The sequence below is a fragment of the Micromonospora sp. WMMD980 genome (assembly GCF_029626035.1).
In the GTDB taxonomy this organism is placed as follows: domain Bacteria; phylum Actinomycetota; class Actinomycetes; order Mycobacteriales; family Micromonosporaceae; genus Micromonospora.
The window spans coordinates 4,506,661-4,529,005 of the sequence record NZ_JARUBE010000003.1 but is presented as its reverse complement, the minus strand read 5'-3'; the positions used below and the strand labels follow the sequence as shown (position 1 = coordinate 4,529,005).

Annotated in this window: 21 protein-coding genes, 1 tRNA gene and 1 pseudogene; 19 read left to right on the top strand and 4 right to left on the bottom strand. The window is 72.7% G+C overall.

All coding sequences use genetic code 11. The annotated features are described in order from the left end of the window. Positions 1-5: 5 nt before the first annotated feature. Positions 6-1,250, bottom strand: a complete 1,245-nt coding sequence (locus tag O7618_RS21210) for a hypothetical protein (protein ID WP_278107874.1) — start codon at positions 1,248-1,250, stop codon at positions 6-8. Between the two features lie 81 nt (positions 1,251-1,331). Between O7618_RS21210 and O7618_RS21205 the strand changes: the two genes are divergently transcribed. The 6 genes from O7618_RS21205 to O7618_RS21180 all read left to right on the top strand — a co-directional run bounded on the left by O7618_RS21205 (position 1,332) and on the right by O7618_RS21180 (position 7,214). Beyond that, entirely contained in the window at positions 1,332-2,228 is an 897-nt protein-coding gene (locus tag O7618_RS21205) for a TatD family hydrolase (RefSeq protein WP_278110102.1), read from the top strand. 81 nt (positions 2,229-2,309) lie between these two features. Continuing rightward, the gene (gene rsmA, locus O7618_RS21200) at positions 2,310-3,179 is read left to right on the top strand and encodes a 16S rRNA (adenine(1518)-N(6)/adenine(1519)-N(6))-dimethyltransferase RsmA (protein WP_278107873.1); all 870 of its coding nucleotides are present in this window, start codon (positions 2,310-2,312) and stop codon (positions 3,177-3,179) included. A gap of 84 nt (positions 3,180-3,263) precedes the next feature. Continuing rightward, complete coding sequence (locus O7618_RS21195; RefSeq protein WP_278107872.1) at positions 3,264-4,217, top strand: 4-(cytidine 5'-diphospho)-2-C-methyl-D-erythritol kinase; 954 nt, start codon at positions 3,264-3,266, stop codon at positions 4,215-4,217. A 64-nt stretch (positions 4,218-4,281) separates the two neighbouring features. Then, positions 4,282-6,081 carry an ABC-F family ATP-binding cassette domain-containing protein gene (locus O7618_RS21190; RefSeq protein WP_278107871.1) on the top strand — a complete coding sequence of 600 codons (1,800 nt, stop codon included), beginning with the start codon at positions 4,282-4,284 and terminating at the stop codon, positions 6,079-6,081. A gap of 85 nt (positions 6,082-6,166) precedes the next feature. Next, positions 6,167-6,622 carry a DUF4383 domain-containing protein gene (locus tag O7618_RS21185; protein ID WP_278107870.1) on the top strand — a complete coding sequence of 152 codons (456 nt, stop codon included), beginning with the start codon at positions 6,167-6,169 and terminating at the stop codon, positions 6,620-6,622. 115 nt (positions 6,623-6,737) lie between these two features. Next, a complete protein-coding gene (locus O7618_RS21180; protein WP_278107869.1) occupies positions 6,738-7,214 on the top strand; it encodes a DUF4383 domain-containing protein in 477 nt (158 codons plus the stop codon). Here O7618_RS21180 and O7618_RS21175 read toward each other — a convergent pair. Next, positions 7,204-7,869 (bottom strand): TetR/AcrR family transcriptional regulator, encoded by a 666-nt coding sequence (locus tag O7618_RS21175; protein ID WP_278107868.1) that lies wholly within the window; start codon positions 7,867-7,869, stop codon positions 7,204-7,206. The two genes, O7618_RS21180 and O7618_RS21175, sit on opposite strands and share 11 nt — an antisense overlap. A gap of 417 nt (positions 7,870-8,286) precedes the next feature. Between O7618_RS21175 and O7618_RS21170 the strand changes: the two genes are divergently transcribed. The 8 genes and pseudogenes from O7618_RS21170 to cysN all read left to right on the top strand — a co-directional run bounded on the left by O7618_RS21170 (position 8,287) and on the right by cysN (position 15,894). Continuing rightward, positions 8,287-8,358, top strand: a tRNA-Gln gene (locus O7618_RS21170). A gap of 63 nt (positions 8,359-8,421) precedes the next feature. Next, a pseudogene (gene glmU, locus O7618_RS21165) lies at positions 8,422-9,984 on the top strand (bifunctional UDP-N-acetylglucosamine diphosphorylase/glucosamine-1-phosphate N-acetyltransferase GlmU); the annotation flags it as partial. A gap of 56 nt (positions 9,985-10,040) precedes the next feature. Then, positions 10,041-11,021, top strand: coding sequence for a ribose-phosphate diphosphokinase (locus tag O7618_RS21160; RefSeq protein ID WP_269693872.1), 981 nt, complete (start codon positions 10,041-10,043; stop codon positions 11,019-11,021). 283 nt (positions 11,022-11,304) lie between these two features. Further along, positions 11,305-11,997, top strand: coding sequence for a 50S ribosomal protein L25/general stress protein Ctc (locus tag O7618_RS21155; protein WP_278107866.1), 693 nt, complete (start codon positions 11,305-11,307; stop codon positions 11,995-11,997). A 102-nt stretch (positions 11,998-12,099) separates the two neighbouring features. Further along, the gene (pth, locus tag O7618_RS21150; protein ID WP_278107865.1) at positions 12,100-12,690 is read left to right on the top strand and encodes an aminoacyl-tRNA hydrolase; all 591 of its coding nucleotides are present in this window, start codon (positions 12,100-12,102) and stop codon (positions 12,688-12,690) included. Between the two features lie 75 nt (positions 12,691-12,765). After that, complete coding sequence (locus tag O7618_RS21145) at positions 12,766-13,599, top strand: inositol monophosphatase family protein (RefSeq protein ID WP_278107864.1); 834 nt, start codon at positions 12,766-12,768, stop codon at positions 13,597-13,599. A 79-nt stretch (positions 13,600-13,678) separates the two neighbouring features. Continuing rightward, positions 13,679-14,590, top strand: coding sequence for a sulfate adenylyltransferase subunit CysD (cysD, locus tag O7618_RS21140; RefSeq protein WP_278107863.1), 912 nt, complete (start codon positions 13,679-13,681; stop codon positions 14,588-14,590). Further along, positions 14,590-15,894: a sulfate adenylyltransferase subunit CysN gene (cysN, locus tag O7618_RS21135; RefSeq protein WP_278107861.1), complete on the top strand. Its 1,305-nt coding sequence runs from the start codon at positions 14,590-14,592 to the stop codon at positions 15,892-15,894. The genes cysD and cysN overlap by 1 nt, the downstream gene beginning before the upstream one ends. Positions 15,895-15,951: 57 nt before the next feature. Here the strand turns inward: cysN and galK are convergent, their stop codons facing one another. After that, entirely contained in the window at positions 15,952-17,109 is a 1,158-nt protein-coding gene (gene galK / locus O7618_RS21130; RefSeq protein WP_278107860.1) for a galactokinase, read from the bottom strand. Then, the gene (galE, locus tag O7618_RS21125; RefSeq protein ID WP_278107859.1) at positions 17,106-18,092 is read right to left on the bottom strand and encodes a UDP-glucose 4-epimerase GalE; all 987 of its coding nucleotides are present in this window, start codon (positions 18,090-18,092) and stop codon (positions 17,106-17,108) included. The genes galK and galE overlap by 4 nt, the downstream gene beginning before the upstream one ends. Positions 18,093-18,266: 174 nt before the next feature. Between galE and O7618_RS21120 the strand changes: the two genes are divergently transcribed. The 5 genes from O7618_RS21120 to O7618_RS21100 are packed head-to-tail and all read left to right on the top strand — an operon-like array spanning position 18,267 to position 22,298. After that, on the top strand, positions 18,267-19,283 hold the full coding sequence (locus O7618_RS21120) for a hemolysin family protein (protein WP_278107857.1): 1,017 nt from the start codon (positions 18,267-18,269) through the stop codon (positions 19,281-19,283). A 33-nt stretch (positions 19,284-19,316) separates the two neighbouring features. After that, positions 19,317-20,342 (top strand): tryptophan--tRNA ligase, encoded by a 1,026-nt coding sequence (gene trpS, locus O7618_RS21115; RefSeq protein ID WP_278107855.1) that lies wholly within the window; start codon positions 19,317-19,319, stop codon positions 20,340-20,342. A 14-nt stretch (positions 20,343-20,356) separates the two neighbouring features. Then, positions 20,357-20,902, top strand: coding sequence for a 2'-5' RNA ligase family protein (locus O7618_RS21110; RefSeq protein ID WP_278107854.1), 546 nt, complete (start codon positions 20,357-20,359; stop codon positions 20,900-20,902). Positions 20,903-20,958: 56 nt separating this feature from the next. Then, positions 20,959-21,906, top strand: coding sequence for a YihY/virulence factor BrkB family protein (locus tag O7618_RS21105; RefSeq protein WP_278107853.1), 948 nt, complete (start codon positions 20,959-20,961; stop codon positions 21,904-21,906). Continuing rightward, positions 21,903-22,298, top strand: coding sequence for a GntR family transcriptional regulator (locus O7618_RS21100; RefSeq protein WP_278107852.1), 396 nt, complete (start codon positions 21,903-21,905; stop codon positions 22,296-22,298). Before O7618_RS21105 ends, O7618_RS21100 begins: the two co-directional genes overlap by 4 nt. Positions 22,299-22,345: the final 47 nt, after the last annotated feature.

Sequence of the window (22,345 nt, the reverse complement as noted above, 5' to 3'; positions counted from 1 at the left end):
GCCGTCTATTCGTGCGGCCCCGGATACGGCAGGTCCACCACCCGGTCGTCGGTCAACTCGGCGCCCGGCGCCCAGACCTCGTAGACGCCGCGTTCGTGACACTGTGCCCCGGTCAGGGCCACCGCGTCCGGATCCGGGCGGCGCAGCCGCAACCGCAGCCAGCCCCCCTCCTCCCGCAGCACCAGGCAGGGCACCCCGCGCCAGGCCGCCGTCCGCAGCCGACGCGCCGCCGCCTCCACCGGGTAGCGGGCCGCCCGGGTCATCGCCAGCACCCGGAACCCGCCCGGCTGGTCGGCCACCGCCTCGTACTCCACCCCGGCATACGCGCCGACGAGCTGGGTGGAGCGCGGCGCGTCGCCGGTCGGCACGTACTCCTGGTCGGCCGAGAGCCCCGGCACCGCCGCCAGCAGGTGTCGCCACTGCGGGCCGGCCAGCCGCAGCCAGCCGCGCTGCTCCGCCTGATAGGTGTAGAGCACCACCTCCACCCCCTCGGCCGGGTAGGCGAGCAGGGTGGCGTTCGCCGGCATCGGCAGGTCGGCGAAGTCCCGGGTGACGAACTCCGGGACGAGCTGCGCGTCGCTCGGCACGAAACCGGTGCCCAGCACCGGCGGCCCGAGCCGGTCGCGGGGCGGCAGGACGGTCAACCCGCGGTGCGCCGGGCCGACCGGCACGTCGTAGTCGGCCGGGTCGGCCGCCCGCCAGCGCAACGCGTACGCCACGTCGCCGCCCTCCGGGTCGCCCCGCAGCACCGCCATCCCGGCCGGCGTGCGCAGGTGCGCCACGTCGTGCTCTCGGTAGCAGAAGCCGTGCGGCAGCCAACCCCGCACGTAACCGGCGAGCTGCCGGGCGGAGAGCACCTTCATCATCCGGGTGCCCGGCCGGACGACCGCCGACGCCCGCACCGCGGCCAGCGTCGGGTCGCCGGCCGCCGCCGGGCGCTGGCTGAGCTGGTGCACGTACGCCCAGCCGTGCTCGCGGTGCACCGGCATCAGCAGCGGCGCGTCGGCCTCGTCGGTCGGCTCCGCCGCCCCGTGCACCGCCGCCACCTCGGTCGCGTGCACGAACCTGCGCCACGGGTAGCCGCTCCCCGGCCGGGGGCACCACTCGAAGCCGGGCGCCTCGTCGGCGCTGAACAACTCGTACGCCGCGCCCCGGGCGATCTCCTCGGCCGGGTGCACCCGGCCGTCGTACGTCACGCGCACCCCGGTCCGCTCGGAGGCGGCCCCGCCGGCCTGGTCAGTGACGGTCACCCCGGGAAGCTAAGCCGGCCAGATGTGGGGCGTGTGAACGGACGGTGGCGGTCCGGGAACGCCGCCGGCGGCGGGTGTGTGATGCTGGCCGCGATGACCGAGCAGACCGAGACCCGCAAGCAGCGCGCCGCCCGCCGGGCCGGCGAATTCCCGCCCGCCCCCGAGCCGTTGCCGGTGCCCGTGCCGGACAGCCACACCCACCTCGACATCACCGTCGGCGAGTACGGCACGCCGCCGGGCGGCGCCGGCGACCCGGTGGCCGCCGCTATCGCCCTCGCCGCCGACGTCGGCGTGGACCGACTCGTCCAGGTCGGAGTGGACGTCGAGTCGTCAGGCTGGGGCGTCGACGTCGCCGACCGGCACCCGGCGGTGCTGGCGACCGTGGCACTGCACCCGAACGAGGCGCCGCGCCTGGCGGACCTCGACGAGGCGCTGCGCGAGATCGAGGCCCTCGCCGGGCGGGACCGGGTCCGCGGCGTCGGCGAGACCGGCATGGACTTCTTCCGCACCGGCGTCGACGGGCGGGCCGCGCAGGAGGAGAGCTTCCGGGCCCACATCGCCATCGCGAAGCGCCACGGCAAGGCACTGGTCATCCACGACCGGGACGCCCACGCCGACGTGCTGCGGATCGTCGACGACGAGGGCGCGCCGGACACCGTGGTGATGCACTGCTTCTCCGGCGACGCCGCCTTCGCCCGCGAGTGCGTCCGACGCGGCTTCCTGCTGAGCTTCGCCGGCACGGTCACCTTCGGCAGCGCGAGTGCGCTGCGGGAGGCCGCCGCCGTCACCCCGCCCGAGCAGATGCTGGTGGAGACCGACGCGCCCTACCTGACGCCGATGCCGCACCGGGGCCGGCCCAACGCGTCGTACCTGATCCCGCTGACCGTCCGCTTCCTCGCCGACACCACCGGCGCCGACCTGGACGCCCTCTGCGCCGCGCTTTCCACCAACGGTGACCGCGCCTTCGGCCCGTGGTGAAAGGAGGGGCCCCTTGTTAACGCCAGGCGTTAACAAGGGGCCCCTCCTTTCACCGAGGCGGGGGCGCTTACGCTACGGGGCGTGACCGGACTTCTCGGCCCGGCGGAGATCCGGGAACTCGCCGCGCGGCTCGGCGTCACGCCGACCAAGAAGCTCGGCCAGAACTTCGTGCACGACCCGAACACCGTGCGCCGGATCGTCACCGCCGCCGGGCTCGCCCCGGACGACGTGGCACTGGAGGTCGGCCCCGGCCTCGGCTCGCTCACCCTGGCCCTGCTGCCGGTCGCCGCGCACGTGCACGCCGTCGAACTCGACCCGGCGCTCGCCGCCGCGCTGCCGGACACCGCCGCGCGGTTCGCCGGCGGGGACGCCGCCCGGCTCTCCGTCCACCCCGCCGACGCGCTGCGGGTCACCGCCGCCGATCTGGGCGGCCCGCCGGCGACCGCTTTGGTGGCGAACCTGCCCTACAACGTGGCCGTGCCGGTGGTGCTGCACCTGCTCGCCGAGCTGCCCACGCTGCGGCACGGCCTGGTGATGGTGCAGAAGGAGGTCGCCGACCGGCTCGTCGCCGGTCCCGGCTCCAAGGTGTACGGCATTCCCTCGGTCAAGCTCGCCTGGTACGCCCGCGCCCGGGCCGCCGGCAAGGTTCCGCCGAACGTGTTCTGGCCGGTGCCGAACGTCGACTCCGGGCTGGTCGCGTTCACCCGCCGCGAGCCGCCCCTCCCGGACGTACCCCGGCGGGCCGTGTTCGCGGTGGTCGACGCCGCATTCGCCCAGCGCCGCAAGACGCTGCGCGCCGCCCTGGCCGGCTGGGCCGGCGGCGCGGACCGGGCCGCCGCCGCCCTGACCGCCGCGGGCGTGGACCCGGGCGCACGGGGCGAGTCACTCACCGTCGAGCAGTTCGCCGCCATCGCCGCGTCGGCCCCGGACGGCCCCGCCGCCGCCCAGTAGGCTGGCGCCGTTGCCCGACCCCGCCGAGGAGCTGACCGTGCAGAAGCCGTTCGACATCCGCCTGCGTCCACGGGAGTTTCCCCGGTGACCGAGGCCTGGCGACCGGAGGACGAGGACGGGCAGCGGCGCGGGGCCAGCGGTCCGGTCAAGGTGCGGGTGCCCGCCAAGGTCAACCTGCACCTCGGGGTGGGACCGCTGCGCCGCGACGGCTACCACGAGCTGAACACCGTCTACCACGCGATCTCCATCTATGACGAGCTGACCGCCCGCCGTGGTGACACCCTCGCCCTCACCATGGAGGGCGAGGGCGCCGGTGAGCTGGCCCTCGACGACACCAACCTGGTGCTGCGCGCCGCGCACGCCCTCGCCGGCTATGCCGGTGTCGCCCCGCACGCCCGGCTGCACCTGCGCAAGCACATCCCGCTCGCCGGCGGGCTGGCCGGCGGCAGCGCCGACGCGGCCGCCGCGCTGGTGGCCTGCGACGCGCTCTGGGGCACCGGCCTGTCCCGCGACGAACTGGCCGGCATCGCCGCCGACCTCGGCTCCGACGTGCCGTTCCTGATCCACGGCGGCACCGCGCTGGGCACCGGCCGGGGCGAGGCGGTCAGCCCGGTGCTGGCCCGACCCACCTCCTGGCACTGGGTGGTGGCCATCGCCGACGGTGGCCTCTCCACCCCGGCCGCCTACCGCGAGCTGGACCGGCTGCGCGACACCGGGGCCGCCGGCACGCCGCTGGGCAGCACCGACGCGCTGCTCGGCGCGCTGCGCCAGCGGAACCCGCGGGTGCTCGCGGCCACGCTCGGCAACGACCTCCAGGACGCCGCGCTGACCATGCGGCCGGCGCTGGCCGGCACGCTGAAGGCCGGCGAGGCCGCCGGCGCGCTCGCCGGCATCGTCTCCGGTTCCGGGCCCACCTGCGTGTTCCTCGCCGCCGACGCCGCCGACGCCGGGCGGATCGCCGACGAGCTGACCGCCGCCGAGGTGTGCCGGGAGGCCCGGGTCGCGCACGGTCCGGTGCACGGCGCCCGCATCGTCTGAGGACCCGTACCCTTGACTCAGGCGTCCCGGCCCCCGGGGCGCCTGAGTCATGAAGGGTGGGTCTGTGGCCAACATCGTCAACCTGGACCGGGTGTCCAAGGGGTACGGCGCCGCCGGGCCGCTGCTCACCGACGTGTCGCTCGGCCTCGACGACGCCGACCGGGTCGGTGTGGTCGGCCTGAACGGCGCCGGCAAGTCGACGTTGCTGCGGATGCTGACCCGCACCGAGGAGCCCGACGACGGCCGGGTGACCCATCGTCGCGACCTGCGCGTGGCCTGGCTGCCGCAGCGCCTGGACCTGGCCGGCGACCTGACCGTGCGCGACGTGGTGCTCGGCACCGCGTGGCTCGACCAGAGCATGGGCGCCGAGCACGAGTGGGCCGGCGACGCCGGTGTCCGGGCCATCCTCGACGGCCTGGGCATGCCCCACCTCGGCCTCGACACCCCGATCGGCCCGATGTCCGGTGGGGAACGCCGCCGGGTCGCGCTCGCCGCCCTGCTGGTCCGCGACGCCGACCTGCTGGTGCTCGACGAGCCCACCAACCACCTCGACGTCGGCGGCGTCGACTGGCTGGCCCGGCACCTGGTCACTCGCAAGGGCGCGCTCGTCGTGGTGACCCACGACCGGTGGTTCCTCGACGCGGTCTGCACCACCACCTGGGAGGTGGCCGACCAGACCGTCCGGGCCTACGAGGGCGGTTTCGCCGCCTGGACACTCGCCCGCATCGAGCGCCAGCGCCTCGCCGCGGCCACCGAGGCCCGCCGGCAGAACCTGCTCCGCAAGGAGATCGCCTGGCTGCGGCGGGGCCCGCCGGCGCGGACCTCCAAGCCCAAGTTCCGTATCGACGCGGCCAACGCGCTCATCGCCGACGTGCCGGAACCGCGCGACACCATGTCGCTGCAACGGCTGGCCACCGCCCGGCTCGGCAAGCAGGTGTACGACCTGGAGCACGTCACCCTGCACGCCGGCCCGAAGGAGATCCTGCGCGACACGACCTGGCAGGTCGGGCCCGGCGACCGGGTGGCGATCCTCGGCCGCAACGGCGCCGGCAAGACCACCCTGCTGCGGTTGCTCGCCGGCGTGACCCGGGCCGACGGTGGGCGTTTCGCCGCCGGGCAGACCGTGCGGCCGGCGTTCCTCTCCCAGGAGCTGGCCGAACTCCCCGGGCATCTACGCGTCCTGGAGGCCGTCGAGGAGGTGGCCCGCCGGGTGCAGTTCGGCGATCGGGAGATCAGCGCTTCCCAGCTCGCCGAGATCTTCGGCTTCGACGACCGGCGGCTCTGGACCCCGGTGAGCGACCTGTCCGGCGGCGAGCGTCGCCGGCTGCAGATGCTGCGGCTGCTCGCCGGCGAGCCCAACGTGCTCCTGCTCGACGAGCCCACCAACGACCTGGACACCGACACCCTCGCCGCGTTGGAGGACCTACTCGACTCCTGGCCCGGCACCATCGTGGTGGCCAGCCACGACCGCTACCTGATCGAGCGGGTCACCGACGTCGCGTACGGGATGTTCGGCGACGGCCGGCTGGTGCACCTGCCCGGCGGCGTCGACGAATACCTGGCGCGCGCCGCCGCGGCCGGCGGTCCGGCGCCCGCGGACCTCACGTCGGGCTCGGCCGCCCCGGCCCGAGACGGCATGTCCGCCGCCGAGGTGCGCACCGCGAAGAAGGAGCTCAACCGGCTGGAACGGCAGATCGCGAAGCTTGAGCAGAAGGAAGCGGGCCTGCACGAGCAGCTCGCCGCGAACGCCACCGACTACGCCCGGGTCGCCGAGCTGGACGCCCAGCTCAAGGAGGTGCGGGCCGAGCGGGACCGCACCGAGGAGACCTGGCTGGCGCTGGCCGAGGAGTTGCCCGGCGGCTGAGGAGTGGGGGTGTGCGGCGTCACTGACCGGCGTACGGGACAATCTGCGGTGGAACCCTCATCCGAACGGTCTTGGAGACGCAGAGATGGCCCACACCCCCGTCAACCACCCCGCGCGGCCGATCTTCCGGGCGATCGGCGGGCTGGTCGGTCTTTACTTCGTCGTCTTCGGTGGGCTCGGTGTCATCGCCGCCGCCGGCGGCGACTTCTTCGCCCAGGACGACACCAAGGCCCTCGGCCAGGGCACCAACATGGGCTTCTCGCTCCTGTCCGTGCTGATCGGCGTGGTGATCCTGGTCGGCGCCGCGATCGGCCGCAACCTGGATGTCGTGATCAACCAGTGGATCGCCTACGCCCTGATGGTCGTCGGCCTGGCCGCGCTGGCGTTCCTCCAGACGGACGCCAACCTGCTCAACTTCTCGATCATGACGGTGGTCGTGGTCCTCACCCTGTCGCTGGTGCTCCTGGTGGTCGGCATGTACGGCAAGGTCGGCACCGACGACGAGCACGAGGCCTGGCAGAAGGCCCGCCTGGTGCTCTGATCCGGTTCGCCCCGACGGCCCGGCGCGTAGCGCCGGGCCGTCGGCGTTTTCCAGGACGGAGGCGGGCGACTCAGGCGACAATTGCCCCGAATCAGTCAGACGACTGGAGGGCACCATGGCGCACTTCCCGGTGAACCACCCCGCGCGTCCGCTCTACCGGGTGCTGTCCGGGCTCATCGGTCTCTACATCCTGGCCTTCGGCGTCTGGGGTGTCTTCGAGACCTGGGGCGACGGCCTGTTCGGCCGGAGCGCGAACTCGGCCCTCGGGCTGCGCACCAACCTGGCCTTCTCGCTGGTCTCGGTGGTCTTCGGCGCGGTTCTCATGCTCGGTGCGTCCCGGCGCGACAACCTCGGGCACTACATGAACCTCACCGCCGGCGCGGTCTTCCTGGTCACCGGCATCCTGATGATGTCGGTGCTGCAGACCTCGGCGAACTTCCTGAACTTCTCGATGTCCACCGTCATCGTGTCGATGCTGTTCGGGCTGATCCTGCTCGCCACCGGCCTCTACGACAAGGTCGGGCCGCCCGAGCACGCGGATGAGGAGCGCCGCCGCCGGCACCACCCGGTCGCCGAGGGCCCTAACCGCTGATCGGGCCCGGCTTCGACTCCAGGTGCGACAGTCCGTTCCAGGCCAGGTTCACCAGGTGCGACGCCACCGTCTCCTTGCGCGGTCGGCGCACCTCCAGCCACCAGCGCCCGGTCAGCGCCACCATGCCCACCAGCGCCTGCGAATAGAGTTCCGCCAGCTTCGGGTCGTAGCCCCGGCTGGAGAACTCCGCGCCGAGGATGTGCTCGACCTGGTGCGCCACGTCGTTCATCACGCTGCTGAAGTTGCCCGTCGCCGACATCAACGGCGACTCACGGACCAGCACCCGGAACCCGCTGGTCTCCTCCTCGATGTAGGTCAGCAACGTCAGCGCGGCCTGCTCCAGCAACTCCCGCGGGTGACCGGCGGTCAACGCCGTGGTGATCCGGTCCAGCAGGGAGCGGACCTCCCGGTCCACCACCACCGCGTAGAGCCCCTCCTTGCCGCCGAAGTGCTCGTAGACCACCGGCTTGGAGACCTTGGCCCGGGCCGCGATCTCCTCGATCGAGGTGGCGTCGAACCCGCGCTCGGCGAAGATCTGCCGAGCGATCGAGATCAACTGCTCGCGTCGCTGCGTCGCGGACATCCGGACCCGGGAGGGCTTGGCTGCCGGGACGGCCCGCCGGCGAGCGCGGTCGCTGCCGGGTACATCGGTCACCCGCCCCATCCTGCCAGGCCCGGTGCGCGCGGGCCGACCGGTCCACGATCTGTCGTACGCCCGTTCCAATTTCATGTGGTGGTCGATCCCCTTGCCGCCGAGGCGCGCCGGCTGCGTGTCGAGAACCAGCTTTCCGTCGCACAGAGCCAGGCCCGGCTGGGCATCGGCTCCCGTCGGACCGGTTCACGCGAGCGACGCTCAAACACCACAATCCGGCAACTGTGCGGCGCAACAACGGTGAGGACTACCAGGGCTGCCTGGTGATTGCCGTTCCTCGTAGTCACCGGCTCTATTGGCGTGTGGAGGGTGTGATCGCCGGATCCGTAGGGCCGTCGAGGGAGACCCGCCGGGGTGACGAGGCCCCTCGACCGAGGTCTCCCCGCGGGAGCGAGACCCGCTAAGCTGTCAGGGTTCCCTTCGGCCGTGGTGTAACTGGCAACACCCAAGATTTTGGTTCTTGTGTTTCAGGTTCGAATCCTGGCGGCCGAGCAATTTCCAGGTATAGGCACCCTTCTTGGGGTACCCGGAAACCTACCCGCCGGTCTGGTTAGCATGACCGCGAGACTGTCGCCGTCCCGACGGGAGCCACTCGTGTCCCAGCCCCACCTCCGCACCGTTGTCGTGCTCGCCGCCGGTGAGGGCAAGCGGATGAAGTCGTCCCTGCCCAAGGTGCTGCACCCGCTGCTCGGTCGCACCCTGCTCGGTCACGTCCTGGTCGCCGCCGAGCCGCTGGCCGCGGACCGCACCGTGGTGGTGGTCGGCCACGGCGCCGACCAGGTGCGCGCCCACCTGACCGAGGTCGCCCCGGCGGCCACGCCGGTCCTCCAGGAGCGGCAGCTCGGCACCGGGCACGCGGTCCGCATCGCGCTGGACGCCGTGCCGGACGCCGCCGGCACGGTCGTGGTGATCAACGGTGATGTGCCGCTGCTGCGGCCGGAGACGGTCGCGGCCCTGGTCGAGGCGCACGAGGGTGCCGCCGCGGCGGCGACCGTGCTGGCCGCCGAGGTGCCGGAGCCGACCGGCCTGGGCCGGATCGTGCGCGACGTGCAGGGGCAGTTGGAGCAGATCGTCGAGGAGCGTGACGCCACGTCACAGCAGCGCGCGCTGCGGGAGATCAACGCCGGCATCTACGCGTTCGACCTGGCCCGGCTGCGCGAGGCGCTGGGCAAGCTCTCCACCGACAACGACCAGGGCGAGGAATACCTGACCGATGTCTTCGCCCTGCTGCGGGACGCGGGCGAGCCGGTCGCGGTGCACGTCGCGGCCGACCACGTGGAGACGCTCGGCTGCAACGACCGGGTGGAACTGGCCGGGCTGCGCCGGCTGCTGCGCGACCGGGTCAACGAGAGCTGGATGCGCACCGGCGTGAGCATCCTCGACCCGCACACCACCTGGATCGACGTGACGGTGACCGTGGAGCGGGACGCCGTCATCGACCAGAACACCCAGTTGCAGGGCGGCACGACGGTCGGTGCGGGCGCACTCGTCGGCCCGGACACCACGCTCGTCGACACCGCCGTGGGCGAGGGCGCGAGCGTGGTGCGCAGCCACGCGGTGGGCGCCGAGGTGGGCCCGCAGGCCAGCGTCGGCCCGTACGCCTACCTGCGGCCGGAGTCGCGGCTGGCCCGCAGGGCGAAGGTCGGCACGTTCGTGGAGACCAAGAAGGCGTCGATCGGTGAGGGCTCGAAGGTGCCGCACCTGTCGTACGTGGGTGACGCGACGATCGGCGACCACAGCAACATCGGCGCCGCCTCCGTCTTCGTCAACTACGACGGGGTGCGCAAGCACCACACCACCATCGGCAGCCACGCGCGCACCGGGGCGGACAACATGTTCGTGGCGCCGGTGCGGGTGGGCGACGGCGCGTACACCGCGGCCGGTTCGGTGATCATCGCGGACGTGCCGGCCGGCGCGATGGCGGTGGCCCGGGGTCAGCAGCGCAACGTGGAGGGCTGGGTGCTGCGCAAGCGGGCCGGGACGGCGGCCGCGGAGGCGGCGCGACGGGCCGTCGAGGGTGCGTCGGAGTCGGGCGGGTCCGCAAGCGAAGGTGACTGAATCCACGGGGGCTGCCGGGCCATGGGTGGACCGGTGAACCCGGGGGATACTGCAACCGAACAGTCCCCGGCCCCACCGCCGCCGGGCACCACCGACACACGGGAGCAGACGGGCCCATGGGCAGCATCGTCGCCGAGAACCGCAAGAGCCTGATGCTCTTCTCCGGAAGGGGTTTTCCGGAGCTGGCCAAGGAGATCGGTGAGGTGCTCGGCGTCGCGCCGACGCCCGCCGACGCCTACGACTTCGCCAACGGTGAGATCTTCGTACGGTTCAAGGACTCGGTGCGTGGTTCGGACGCCTTCGTGGTGCAGTCCGTGACGCACGGGGTGAACACCTGGGTCATGGAGACCCTGATCATGGTGGACGCGCTGAAGCGCGGTTCGGCCAAGCGGATCACCGTGGTCCTGCCGTTCTACCCCTACTCCCGGCAGGACAAGAAGCACCGCGGGCGGGAGCCGATCTCGGCGCGGCTGGTGGCCGACCTGCTGAAGACCGCGGGCGCGAACCGGATCCTCACCGTCGACCTGCACACCGCGCAGATCCAGGGCTTCTTCGACGGCCCGGTGGATCACCTGTTCGCGATGGACATCCTGGCCGAGTACGTCGAGCACAAGTACGCGGGCCGCCCGATGACGGTGGTGGCCCCCGACTCGGGCCGGGTGCGGGTGGCCGAGCGGTGGACGGACCGGCTGGGCGGTTGCCCGCTGGCGTTCATCCACAAGACCCGGGACCCGATGAAGCCGAACCAGGTGGTGGCGAACCGGGTGGTCGGTGAGGTCGAGGGCCGGGTGTGCCTGATCGTCGACGACATGATCGACACCGGTGGCACGATCAGCAAGGCGGCCGACATCCTGAAGGAGTCGGGCGCGGCGGAGATCGTGGTCGCGTCGACCCACGCGCTGCTGTCGGACCCGGCGACGGAGCGGTTGAAGAACAGCCCGATCAGCGAGGTCGTGGTGACGAACACGCTGCCGCTGCCGCCGGAGAAGCAGCTCGACAAGCTGACCGTGCTGTCGATCGCGCCGCTGCTGGCCCGGGCGATCCGCGAGGTCTTCGACGACGGCTCGGTGACCACCCTCTTCGGTGGCCTGAGCTGATCGTGGGGCGCGGCCGTCGGCGTCGTCCGGCGGCCGCGCCGTTGCCCTGCGGACCGGCCGGAGCGGTGATATGGGGACTGCCGGAGAGCCGGGAATTCGCTCGGGTAGACTGGTGCGGTTGCCACGGCGAGGGTGCCCGGCGGGCTGCTGAATAGCACCGCACGGAGGCGCCGTCATCGACGCGGTGCTCCGGGCGGTCGTTCATGACCTTGAGCCCCAGCGAGCCCCTCGCCCAGCACCGCCAGACGACAAGCCGCCGCAGCGAAGCATCAGGAGTTTCCCCGTGTCCGAGGTAAAGATCAGCGCCGAGCCCCGTACCGAGTTCGGCAAGGGTGGTGCCCGTCGTACCCGCCGGGCCGGCAAGGTGCCCGCCGTGCTGTACGGCCACGGCGAGAAGCCCAAGCACATCGCGCTGCCGGCGCGGGAGTTCGCCGCCGCGATCCGCAAGGGTGGCGCGAACCAGCTCTTCGCGATCGAGGTCAGCGACGGCACCCAGGTGCTGGCGCTGCCGAAGGCGATCCAGCGTGACCCGATCAAGGACAGCTTCGAGCACGTCGACCTGCTGCTGGTCCGCCGCGGCGAGAAGGTCACCGTCGAGGTCCCGGTGCAGCTGACCGGTGAGGCCGCGAAGGACACCCTGATCGTGCACGACCACGACACGCTGTCGGTGACCGCGGACGCGACCAAGGTGCCGGACCACCTGGAGGCGTCGATCGAGGGGGCCGAGCCGGGCACCACGATCACCGCCGGCGACGTCGAGCTGCCGTCCGGCGTCGAGCTGGCCGCGGACGCGGAGCTGCCGGTCGCCTCGGTGACCGCCGCCCCGACCGCCGAGCAGCTCGAGGCCACCCTCCCCGAGGTCGAGGAGGCCACCGAGGAGGCCGAGGCCGAGGCCGGCGAGGAGACCGCCGAGGCTCCGGAGGGCGCCCCGGCCGCCGAGGGCGAGGCTCCGGCCGAGGAGAAGACCGAGGCCTGATCGGTCCGCAGGCTGTGCGACAGGCGTCCCCGGTGTTCCGGGGGCGCCTGTCGGCGTATCGGGGCGGATCGTCGGGGAAGTGAGCGGGAAGGGGTGTCTCAGGTGACGGACGAGGCGGGGCCGTGGCTGGTGGTCGGCCTGGGCAACCCCGGTCGGGAGTACGCGAACAACCGGCACAACGTCGGCTTCATGGTGGCCGACCTGTTGGCCGCGCGAATGGGCGCGAAGTTCGGTCGCCACAAGCGGGCGGTCGCCGAGGCGGCCGAGGGACGGCTGGGATTCGGCGGTCCGAAGCTGGTGCTGCTGAAGCCGCTCACCTACATGAACCTCTCGGGGGGTCCGGTGGCGGGGCTGGCCCAGTTCCACAAGATCCCGCCGGCGCGGGTGATCGCGGTGCACGACGAGCTGGACATCCCGTACGGGCAGGTGCGGGTGAAGTGCGGCGGTGGCGAGGGCGGGCACAACGGCCTGCGGTCGATGTCGAAGTCGCTCGGCACGAAGGACTACGCGCGGGTGCGGTTCGGCGTGGGACGCCCGCCGGGCCGGCAGGACCCGGCTGACTTCGTACTCTCGGATTTCTCCGCGGCGGAGCGCAAGGAGCTGGAGTTCCTGGTCGACCGCGCGGCGGACGTGGTGGAGTCGGTGGTCACCAAGGGTGTGGAGCCGACGCAGAACCTGTACCACGGGGCGTGACCGGCGGACCCGGCGCCTGCCGGTAGTCTGCGCCTTTCGACGTGAGCGAAGGCGGGCGACGGGAGCGGTAACACGATGGGCAGTCCTCCGATGATTGACGGCGCGTTCGCCCGCTGGCTGGCGTCGCGGGCCGGGCAGGCGTTGACGGACCTGCGCGCGGAGATGGGCTTCGCGGACGCCGGCGCGTTGCGGTCGGCCGGGGACAAGGTCTCGCACGACCTGATCCGGACCGAGCTGGCGCGGTGGCGTCCGGCGGACGCGGTGCTGTCGGAGGAGGACGAGGGCGCGCGCCTGGCCTGGACCGCCGAGGTGAGCAGCGAGGCGATGCCCCGGCTGACCGCGGACCGGGTGTGGATCGTCGACCCGCTGGACGGCACCAGGGAGTACGCCGAGGAGGGGCGCGCCGACTGGGCGGTGCACGTGGCGCTCTGGTCGCGGCACGCGCCCACGCCGCACGGCCTGGTGGCGGGTGCGGTGGGCCTGCCGGCGCAGCACCGGGTGCTGGGCACGGACTACCCGCCGGCCTACCCGCCGATGCGGGTGGAGGCGGCCACGGCGGGTGGGTCGCGGACCATCCGGTTGGCGGCGAGTCGTAGCCGTCCGCCGGTTTTCCTGACCGATCTGGCGGCGGACGTCGGCGCTCATCTGGTTCCGATGGGCTCGGCGGGCGCGAAGATCGCCGCCGTGGTGACCGGTGAGGTCGACGCGTACATCCACGCGGGCGGGCAGTACGAGTGGGATTCGGCCGCTCCGGTGGCTGTGGCGACGGCCACCGGATTGCACGCTTCCCGGATCGACGGTTCTGCGCTGGAATACAACGAGGCCGACCCGCGTCTACCGGATCTGCTGGTCTGCCGCAAGGATCTCGCGAGTCGGTTGCTTGCAGCGTTGCAGCGGCACTCCGGGTAACCTGAGCGTTCTTCTTCACGAGTCCGACCGGAAAGGTCTGGAATCCGATGTGCGGATCCGAGCAAATCGAGTTCGTGTCATGACGTCCCCCGCCGCTTACCAGGTGTCGCACCTCGACGCGCTCGAGGCGGAGAGCATCTTCGTGATGCGCGAGGTCGTCGCCGAGATGGAGCGGCCGGTGCTGCTCTTCTCCGGCGGCAAGGACTCGATCGTGATGCTCCGGTTGGCGCAGAAGGCGTTCGCGCCGGCCAACGTCCCGTTCCCGGTGATGCATGTGGACACCGGGCACAACTTCCCCGAGGTGCTCGACTACCGCGACCAGCGGGTGGCCGAGCTGGGCCTGCAGCTCATCGTGGCGAGCGTCCCGGAGGCGCTGAACCGGGGCATGGTTCGTGAGTCGGCGGACGGCATGCGCAACCGGATCCAGACACCGGTGCTGCTCGACGCGGTGGAGAAGCACCGCTTCGACGCGCTCTTCGGTGGCGCCCGGCGGGACGAGGAGAAGGCTCGGGCCAAGGAGCGCGTGTTCAGCTTCCGCGACGAGTTCGGCCAGTGGGACCCGAAGAACCAGCGCCCGGAGCTGTGGTCGCTCTACAACGGCCGGCACCACCCGGGCGAGTCGATCCGGGTGTTCCCGCTGTCCAACTGGACCGAGCTGGACGTCTGGCACTACATCGCCCGGGAACGGATCCCGCTGCCGTCGATCTACTTCGCGCACGAGCGCGAGGTGATCGAGCGCGACGGCATGTTCTACGCGGTCAACGAGTTCTTCCGGGCCCGCGCCGGCGAGCAGCCGTTCAAGACCCAGGTGCGCTACCGCACCGTGGGTGACGCCTCCTGCACCGCGGCGGTCCGCTCGGACGCCGACACGGTGGAGAAGGTGATCGAGGAGGTGGCCGCCACCCGGATCACCGAGCGCGGCGCGACCCGCGGCGACGACCGGGTCAGCGAGGCCGCCATGGAGGACCGCAAGCGGGAGGGCTACTTCTGATGAGTGTCGACACCCTGGCCCCGGCCGACGGCGAGACCGCCGTCCGGCCGATGGACCTGCTGCGCTTCGCCACCGCCGGCAGCGTCGACGACGGCAAGTCGACGCTGATCGGCCGGCTGCTCTACGACACCAAGTCGCTCTTCAGCGACCAGTTGGCCGCGGTCGAGGCGGTCAGCGCGGCGCGCGGCGACGAATACACCAACCTGGCGCTGCTCACCGACGGCCTGCGGGCCGAGCGGGAGCAGGGCATCACCATCGACGTGGCATACCGCTACTTCGCCACGCCGCGGCGGAAGTTCATCATCGCCGACACCCCGGGGCACATCCAGTACACCCGGAACATGGTCACCGGGGCGTCCACCGCCGACCTGGCGCTGATCCTGGTGGACGCGCGCAAGGGCCTGGTCGAGCAGTCCCGCCGGCACGCGTTCCTGTGCTCGCTGCTGCGGGTGCCGCACCTGGTGCTGTGCGTCAACAAGATGGACCTGGTCGACTGGTCGCAGGAGGTCTTCGAGCGGATCGCCGACGAGTTCACCGCGTTCGCCGCGAAGCTCGACGTGCCGGACCTGACCGTGGTGCCGGTCTCCGCGCTGAAGGGCGACAACATCGTCTCCCGCTCGGAGAACATGCCGTGGTACGCGGGCCCCTCGCTGCTGCACCACCTGGAGCGGGTGCACATCGCCTCGGACCGGAACCTGGTCGACGTCCGCTTCCCGGTGCAGTACGTGATCCGGCCGCAGTCCACCACCGTCACCGACTACCGGGGCTACGCGGGCCAGGTGGCCTCGGGCGTGCTCAAGCCGGGTGACGAGGTGATGGTGCTGCCGTCCGGCTTCACCAGCCGGATCGCCGCGGTGGAGACCGCCGACGGGCCGGTGGACGAGGCGTTCCCGCCGATGTCGGTGACGGTCCGGCTGACCGACGAGATCGACATCTCCCGGGGCGACATGATCTGCCGGCCGAACAACGCCCCGATGGTCGCGCAGGACATCGAGGCGATGGTCTGCTGGATGGACGAGAGCCGGCCGCTCCAGGTGGGCGGCAAGTACGCGATCAAGCACACCACCCGGTCGGCGCGGGCGATCGTGCGCGAGCTGCACTACCGGCTGGACATCAACTCGCTGCACCGGGACGAGTCGGCCGGCGAGCTGAAGCTCAACGAGATCGGCCGGGTTCGGCTGCGGACCACCGTGCCGCTGCTCGCCGACGAGTACCGCCGCAACCGCACCACGGGCGGCTTCGTGATCATCGACGAGTCCACCAACCGTACGGTGGGCGCCGGCATGATCGTCGAGGCCGGCTGAGCCGCTGTGTGAGAGGGGGCCCCTTCTTGACGCCAGGCGTTAAGAAGGGGCCCCTCCTTACACGGGGGTGACGCCGGGGGCGGGGAGCACCGTGAGGGTGCCGGGGGCGGCGAAGCCGCGCTCGGCGTACGCGGCGGTCACGGCGTCGGCCACCGCGTCGGCGTCGGCGGCGTCGACCAGGGCGAGGACGCAGCCGCCGAAGCCGCCGCCGGTCATCCGCGCACCGTGCGCGCCGGCGGCCAGCGCCGCCTCGACCGCGGTGTCGACCTCCGGCACGGTGATTTCGAAGTCGTCACGCATCGAGGCGTGCGAGGCGGTCAGCAGCGGGCCGATGTCGCGGGCCCGCCCGGCGCGCAGCAGCGCGACGGTGTCGAGCACCCGCTGGTTCTCGGTGACCACGTGCCGGACCCGGCGGCGGGTCTCGTCGTCGTCGAGGCGGGCCAGCGCCGCGTCGAGGTCGGCGGTGGGCACGTCGCGCAGGGCGGTCACCCCGAGCGTCGCGGCGGCCCGTTCGCAGCTCTCGCGCCGGGCGGCGTACTCGCCGTCGGCGTGTCGGTGCGGCGCGCGCGAGTCGACGACCAGCACGGCCAGCCCGGCGGCGTCCAGGTCGAACGGGATCTGCTCGATCTCCTCGGTGCGGCAGTCGAGGAAGAGCGCGTGCCCCTCCTCGGCCCGGACGACCGCGGACTGGTCCATGATCCCGGTCGGCGCGCCGACGTAGTCGTTCTCGGCGCGTTGGGCGAGCCGGGGCCACCGGTCGGTGGGCAGGTCGAGCCCGCCGAGGTCGACCAGGGCGGCCAGCACGGCCGACTCGATGGCGGCGGACGAGGAGAGCCCGGAGCCGACCGGCACGTCGGAGGCGATCGCGAGTCGCGCGCCGGGGACGTCGAGGCCGGCGGCGCGCAGCGCCCACACCACGCCGGCCACGTAGGCGGCCCAGCCGTCGACCCGGCCGGGTTCGTCGGCTTCCGCGGCCCCGAACTCGACAGGCTCGTCGTCCAGCTCCGACCAGACCGTCCAGCGTCCGTGCGGGCCGGGCGTCGCGGCGACGACGGTACGTAGGGGGAGCGCGAAGGGCAGCACGAAGCCGTCGTTGTAGTCGGTGTGCTCGCCGATCAGGTTGACCCGTCCGGGAGCCGCCCAGCGGCCGGCCGGCTCGGCGTCGTACCGCTGCCGGAAGCCCTCGGTGGCGCGGTCCGCGACGTCGCCGCTCATGCGCGACGACCCGCGACGTGTTCGCGGTAGAACGCCCAGGCGTCGCCGACCATGTCGTGCAGGGTCGGCTTCGCCGGCGCCCAGCCCAACTCGTCGCGGGCCAGCGCGGACGACGCGACCAGCTCGGCCGGGTCGCCCTCGCGGCGGGGCGCCACCTCGACCGGCACCGGGTGGCCGGTGACCTCGCGGACCACGTCGACCACCTGGCGGTTGGTGAAGCCGTTGCCGTTGCCCAGGTTGTAGATCCGGTGCCGGCCTCCGGTGGCCGCGTCGAGCGCGAGCAGGTGGGCGCGGGCCAGGTCCTCGACGTGGATGTAGTCGCGCACGCAGGTGCCGTCGGCGGTGGGGTAGTCGTCGCCGAAGAGCTGGAGCTTCTCGCGCTGGCCGGCGGCCACGTCGAGCGCGATCGGGATGAGGTGCGTCTCCGGGTCGTGCCGCTCGCCGATGGTCCCGCCGCCGTGCCGGTAGGCGCCCGCGACGTTGAAGTAGCGCAGCGAGACCGCGCCCAGCTCGTGCGCGATCGCCTCGGAGGTGAGCGCCATGTCGACGGCCAGCTTCGTCGCACCGTAGGTGCTGGTGGGGGCCTTGACTGCGGTCTCCGGGATGGGCAGCTCGGTGGGGTTGCCGTAGACGGCGGCGGTGGAGGAGAAGACCATCCGCGGCACCCGGGCGGCGCGGACCGCGTCGATGAGGGCGAGCGAGCCGACGGTGTTGGTGTGCCAGTAGAGCTCGGGGCGGGTCATCGACTCGCCGGCGGCGATCAGGGCGGCGAAGTGCAGCACGCCGTCGAACCCGGCGTCGGGGGTGAGCACCCGGGCCGCCTCGTACACCGGCAGGTCGACGTGGGTGGCGTCGGGGGCGAGCGCCTCGCGGTGGCCGGTCCGCAGGTCGTCCAGCACGGTCACCCGGTGGCCGTGGTCGAGCAGCATCCGGGTCACCACGCTGCCGATGTAGCCGGCGCCGCCGGTGACGAGCAGTTTCACGTCGGTCCTCCTGCCTGGCCCGCGTCCGCGTCGGCCGTTCGTGATCACCCTACGGCCGGGGGCTGTGCCGCCGCTGTCGAGTGAGCCCCGCGCTATTCCACCACGAACCATCAGGATTGAACAGATCCGCACATCGGGTCAGGCCTCCGGCGGGCGCTGTCTACCATGCTTCTCATGCGGGAAGCGGGTGGTCCCGGGCTCCGGCGGCGACCGTCGGGGCAACCCCGGCGCGAACCCCGCCCGCTGGCCCGGGCCGTGGCCCGGGTCGTGGTGCGCGCCGCCGACGGCGCCACCCGCCTGGTGACCGGACTGCTCGGGGCGAGCCCCACCGCCGGGCGGGAACGGATCAGCGAGTCCGAGCTGCGCGACCTGGTGGCCGCCAACACGCTGCTCGACGCGGACGAGCGTCGGATCATCGACGAGGTGCTGGCGGCCGGCGCACGGCTGGTCCGCGAGGTGATGGTGCCCCGCACCGAGGTGGTCTTCCTCCCCGCCGCCCTGCCCGTGGCCGAGGCGCAGCGCCTGGTGCGGGTCGAGCCGCACACCCGATACCCGGTGGTGGACGGCACCCACGACGACGTGGTCGGCCTGGTGCACCTGCGGGACGTGCTGCTGCGCCCGGAGCCGGCCGGTCCGGTCACGGTCGGGGACCTGACCCGCGAGGTCAAGCGGCTGCCGGGCAGCAAACGGGTGCTCGCGGCACTCACCGAGATGCGCCGCGAGGGGCACCACCTGGCCGTGGTCGTCGACGAGTACGGCGGCACCGCCGGCATCGTCACCTGCGAGGACCTGGTCGAGGAGTTGGTCGGGGAGATCCACGACGAGGGCGGCGGCCCACCCGACCCGGTCGCCGACGGGCTGCCCGCCGTGGTCGACGGCCGGCTCAACCTGACCGACTTCGCCGAACGCACGGGTGTCCCCCTGCCCGCCGGCCCGTACGAGACGGTCGGCGGGTACGTGATGGCCGCGCTGGGCCGCCTGCCGGTGGCCGGTGACGAGGTGCCGGTGGCCGTCGACGCGGTGGACGGATCGGGCGCCACCGATCCGGAGGGCTGGCTGCTGCGGGTGCTGGCGCTCGACGGCCGGCGGGTGTCCCGCCTGGCGGTCTCCACCCGTCGCCTGCCCGAACCCCGGCGCGAGGTCAGCGGCCCGCCACCACCCGTACCGGCCCGACCCGCCGGCCCGTCATGACGGATCCCGGGGCTTGCTGACAGAATCACCGCCATGTCCGACGTACCCGTCCGCCCGCGCGTCTTCTCCGGCATCCAGCCGACGGCCGACTCGTTCCATCTCGGCAACTACCTGGGCGCGCTGCGGCACTGGGTGGCCCTGCAGGACAGCCACGACGCGTTCTACTGCGTGGTGGACCTGCACGCGATCACCGCGGGCCACGACCCGGCGGTGCTGAAGCGGCGCAGCCGGGTGGCGGCCGCGCAGCTCTTCGCGCTGGGCATCGACCCGGAGCGCAGCACCCTCTTCGTCCAGTCGCAGGTGCCCGAGCACCCGCAGCTGGCCTGGGTGCTCGGCTGCATCACCGGCTTCGGCGAGGCCGGCCGGATGACCCAGTTCAAGGACAAGTCGCAGAAGCAGGGCAGCGAGCGGGCCAGCGTCGGCCTGTTCACCTACCCGATCCTGCAGGCCGCCGACATCCTGCTCTACCAGGCGCACGCGGTGCCGGTCGGCGAGGACCAGCGGCAGCACCTGGAGCTCTCCCGTGACCTGGCCCAACGGTTCAACTCGCTGTTCGGCCCGACCTTCACGGTGCCGGTGCCACACATCGTGAAGGACACCGCCAAGATCACCGACCTGCAGGATCCCACGGCCAAGATGTCGAAGTCGTCCTCCTCGCCGGCCGGCATCATCGACCTGCTGGAGGACCCGGCCCGTTCGGCCAAGAAGATCCGCTCGGCGGTCACCGACACCGGCCGCGAGATCGTCTTCGACGCGGAGGGGAAACCGGGCGTCTCCAACCTGCTCACCATCTACTCCGCGCTCTCCGGTCGCGGCATCGACGACCTGGTCGGCGCGTACGACGGCCGGGGCTACGGCGACCTCAAGAAGGACCTCGCCGAGGTGGTGCGGGAGTTCGTCAACCCGGTCCAGGAGCGCACCAACGGCTACCTGGACGACCCGGCCCAGCTGGACAAGCTGCTCGCGCAGGGTGCGGAGAAGGCCCGGGCGGTCGCGGCCGGCACGCTGCGTGCCGTCTACGACCGGGTCGGCTTCTTCCCCCCGGTGCGGTCCGAGTAGCGGCCGGCGCAGAGATGTCGGACAACGTGACGGCCGGCGGGGACACGATCCAGATCGGGATCGCGGTGGACATCCCCGAGCCGTGGGGCGGGATGCTCACCCGCCGGCGGGTCTCCGCCGGTGACCCGCAGGCCGTGCCGGCCCACGTCACCCTGCTCGGGCCCACCGAGATCCCGGTCCACGCGCTGCCCGCCGTCGAGGAGCACCTGACCGGGGTGGCCGCCGCGCACCTGCCGTTCACCCTGCACCTACGGGGCACCGGCACGTTCCGCCCGGTCACCCAGGTGGTCTTCGTGACGGTGGCGGCCGGGATCAGCGAGTGCGAGCTGCTGGCCTCCGCCATCAACTCGGCCCCCGAGCTGCGCCGCGAGGCGCGCTTTCCCTACCACCCGCACGTGACGGTGGCCCAGGACGTACCGCCCGAGGTGCTCGACAAGGCGTACGAGGACCTCGCCGACTTCTCCGCGCTGTTCGAGGTGGAGGCGTTCACGCTCTTCTCGCACAGCGGGGCGGCCCGGTGGCAGCCTCGCCGCGACTTCCGGCTCGGCGGCCGGCGCTGAGCACCCGGCCGGCCGGGCCCCCTCCGCCGGGGGCGGCGATCGGCGAGGATGGCGGGGTGAACGTCTTCGGCCGGGTCGAGGCGGCCCTCGGGCGCCGGATCGACGCGGCCCGCGGTCGCTCGCCGATCTTCGACCACCTGTGGCAGGCCGGGACGCTCTACGCCGACCTGCTCGCCGGTCGGCTCGCCGCCGCCATCGCCTACTACGGCTTCTTCGCCGTGTTCGCGCTCGCGCTGGTCGCATACTGGATCTTCGGCGCGGTGCTGCGGGACAACGAGGACGTCAGCCGCGCGGCGGCCGAATTCCTGCGGGAGAACCTGCCCTTCCTCGACCCGGCGCAGATCGCCGAGAGCAGCAGCACCGTCGGCGTGGTCGGTCTGATCATCCTGGTCTTCACCGGGATCGGGTGGGTGGAGGCGATCCGCTCCTCGCAGCGGCTGATGTACGGCTTCAACCAGCAGCCCGGCAACCTGGTCGTGCGCCGCCTGGTCGACCTCGGCGTGCTGGTCGCGGTCTTCGTGCTGCTCTTCGTCTCGGTCGCCGCCGTCGACGCGTTGGAGTCGCTGCTGCGGTTCCTGCTGCGCAGCACCGGTTCGGTCGGCCTGACCACGGTCAGCGCGGTGCTCAGCGTGCTGGTCAACGCCGTGCTGGCCGCCGCGCTGCTGCTGGCCGTGCCGCGGCTGCGGATGAGCCGGCGGCGGCTGCGCCCGGCGGTGCTGACCGTCGCCATCGGGATCACGCTGCTCAACACCGTGGGGCGTTACTACGTGGTGCGCACCGAGCGGAACCCGGCCTACACGGTGGTGGCGACCGCGGTGGGCCTGCTGCTCTACCTCTACCTGCTCAACCAGTTGGTGCTCTTCGGCGCCGCGCTCGCCGCGACCAGCCGGTACGGCCGGGTGGTCGATCTCGCCGAGGGTGGGGCGGGGGCACGGGAGGTGGACGTGGAGGCGGACGTGCTCGACGAGGAGACCGATCCGGGCACCCCCGGGGGCGGGGGATGAGCCCGTGGGTCCGGGTCGACGCCGGGTCGGCGGTGCCCCCGTACGAGCAGGTGCGCGCGCAGCTCGCGAGCGCCATCGGCGACGGCCGGCTGGCGGTGGGCACCCGGCTGCCCGCGGTCCGGCAGCTCTCCGCCGACCTGGGGCTGGCGGTGAACACGGTGGCCCGGGCCTACCGCGAGTTGGAGTCCGCCGGCCTGGTGGAGACGAGGGGCCGGCACGGCACGGTGGTGGCCCCCGGCCGCGACGACGCCATCGACCGGCTGCACCGGGTCGCCGCCGGGTACGCGGCCGAGGCGCGTCGCCTCGGTGTCCCGCCGGAGCGGGCGCTCGCCCTGGTCCGTGCGGCGCTGGACGCCGGTACGCGCGGTGGAGAGCGGTCGCCTGAGCGGTGAGAGTCGGGGGATTGGCGTCCCCACGCGGGCGCGCAGCGACAATGATG